The 2,422-nt window shown below is 64.5% G+C and carries 2 protein-coding genes; one reads left to right on the top strand and one right to left on the bottom strand.

Translation table 11 applies throughout. The features are described 5' to 3' along the window. The first annotated feature begins 598 nt into the window (after nt 1–598). The gene (ltrA, locus tag ACFYY7_RS45580; RefSeq protein ID WP_388672345.1) at nt 599–1,966 is read left to right on the top strand and encodes a group II intron reverse transcriptase/maturase; all 1,368 of its coding nucleotides are present in this window, start codon (nt 599–601) and stop codon (nt 1,964–1,966) included. 100 nt (nt 1,967–2,066) lie between these two features. Here ltrA and ACFYY7_RS45575 read toward each other — a convergent pair whose 3' ends face one another. Beyond that, nucleotides 2,067–2,267 (bottom strand): hypothetical protein, encoded by a 201-nt coding sequence (locus tag ACFYY7_RS45575; RefSeq protein ID WP_388672342.1) that lies wholly within the window; start codon nt 2,265–2,267, stop codon nt 2,067–2,069. Between the last annotated feature and the right edge of the window lie 155 nt (nt 2,268–2,422).

Here is a 2,422-nt window from a genome sequence, read left to right as displayed (position 1 = left end):
AGGCCCCGCGCCACCTTCGGTGCAGGCCCGTCCCTGTTCCCGGCTTCATGGAACGGCCTTCAGCAGCAGGGGCTGCCCGTACGATGGCCGGCGTGTTGCGTCCTGAAAGCTGGCCCAGGCCTGCGGGTGAAAGTCCCGTCCGGGTAGACACCGGAGTGCCCGGTAGCAGGTCCCGGTTCGTCGTGGAGACGCGGCGGGCTGAGCGGGATGTCAAAAGCCTCTTTGGAGGGAGCAAGCACGCGGGCCGTAGCATCAAGCGAACCTTGCAGCCTCGTCACATCGACAACGGAGGAGCCGAGCCCGTCACGTTGGGGCGAAGGCCATGTTCCGAGGGCCCAGTTCCGGGGTCAGCCTTCGGAGTCCTCCCGGGGTATGGAGGGCGGCACGTGTGCACGGTCTGGGCCGGAACAGGAGAGACCCGTCTGACCACGCCTGACGTCGGGCACGAGACCGGACGTATAAGCCGATGGTGAAGTCGTCCGGAGGGCAGCGGGAGTCCGAGCGGGGCGTAGTACCGCAGATCGGCGTGCAACATAACGCGCCGGGAGGGAAGGGCCCGCACTTTGATCACGCTCGTGGCGGGGGTAAGCGCGAGGGCATGACCGGGGTGACCTGGTTCAACTACCCCGACGGGACGACTCCCGTCGTAGTGGACGGGCACGCGTCCGTCTCGAAAGTGCGAAAACTCCAACGCGGGCTATGGACTGCGGCCAAGCAGTCTCCGGAGCGGCGTTTCCACGCCCTGTACGACCGTATCCACAGAGGTGACGTGCTGTGGGAGGCGTGGGAGCGGGTCCGGGCCAACAGAGGTAGTGCCGGGGTGGATCGGGTCACTCTGGCGTTTGTGGAGAAGGAGTACGGAGTCGGGCGGATGCTCGGTGAACTTCAGAAACATCTCCGCGCAGGCACATATCGTCCCGCGCCGGCCAGGCGCGTGGATATTCCGAAACCACAGGGTGGCAAACGACCACTGGGCATTCCGACGATCCGGGACAGGGTGGCCCAGCAGGCAGCCAAGATCGTGCTGGAGCCGGTTTTCGAGGCGGGGTTCCTCCCGTGCTCGTATGGGTTCCGGCCGAAGCGGTCGGCCACGCAGGCGATGGAGCGGCTTCGCGAGGGCTTCATCAAGGGCCGCTGCTTTGTTGTGGAGTTCGACATCCGCAACTTCTTCAACGAGATCGATCATGATCGTCTTCTCGTAGAGGTTGAGCGCCGGGTGTCCGATCGTAGGGTGCTCAAGTTGGTTCGTCTGTGGTTGCAAGCGGGTGTGATGGAAGGCGGGATGCTCCAGCGGACGGTCGCTGGAACGCCGCAAGGCGGGGTGATTTCTCCTTTGCTTGCCAACATCTACCTGCACGTCCTCGACTCCGAGCTGTCGCAGCGCGGAGTGGGAGAGCTGGTGAGGTACGCGGACGACGGTGTCGTCCTATGCCGATCTGCTTCTCAGGCGAGGGCTGCTCTGACGGCGGTCGGGGAGACCCTCGATTCGCTAGGGCTGCGACTGCACCCGGACAAGACGAAGGTAGTTGACCTCAGAGAGGGCCGGGAAGGACTCGACTTCCTCGGCTGCCACTTCAGAGCACGCTTTTCTGGCAGGGTGTGGGAGAAGTACGGAAAGACCCGCTTCTATCTGCACCGCTGGCCGTCGCAGGCGGCGATGAAGCGACTCCGGGACAAGGTCCGTGAGGGGACTGACCGCCGTCGGACGGGAATGGATATCCGTGATGTGATCGCGGACTTGAATCCGATCCTGCGCGGCTGGGGTAACTATTTCCGAACTGGGAATGCCGCTCGGAAGTTCCGGGCTGTTGACGGGTGCGTGGTGTGGCGGCTTCAACGCTTGATGGTCAAGAAGCGGGGACGGAACCTACGTGCCGGGCAACGGGCGGAATGGACAGAAGAATGGTTTAGAGGGCATGGCCTGTACCGCTTGCGTGGCACGATTCGCTATCCGAAGGCAGCGTAACCTTGTCAAGAAGATCATCGGTAAGCCGTATGCGGGAAAACCGCACGTACGGATTGAAAGGGGGATGGGGAAACGGGCCCGTTGGGCACCGCGCCCCTGACTACCAGTGACCGTCCGCCGTGCCCTTGGCGCAGGGCCCCAGGCTCCCGTGCCCAGCATCCGCGCCGCCCAGGCCGACCTGCTCGACGCTCTCCCCGGAGAGCGCCTGTCCGGCCTTGACGAACTGCGAGCCCGAGGCGTACTCGGCACACGCCCGGCCGCGCCCCCGTCCCCGCGGCGGACCCTCGGAACCGGCGGCCACGCCGACGAGGAACTACCCCACCACCCGGCCTGACAACGACCAGAGCCGCGTTTGCCTTTCAGAGGTCGTTTTCGTCCGATGTTTCATCCCGAGATGGGATGTTCTGTGGCCTTCTTCGGGTCGTGCCAGGAGATGGTGTTCTCATTGGTGAGGCG

Source organism: Streptomyces sp. NPDC001933 (assembly GCF_042890955.1).
Classification (GTDB): Bacteria; Actinomycetota; Actinomycetes; order Streptomycetales; family Streptomycetaceae; genus Streptomyces.
The sequence above is the reverse complement of the archived record's forward strand: the minus strand, read 5'-3'. Positions and strand labels throughout refer to the sequence as shown.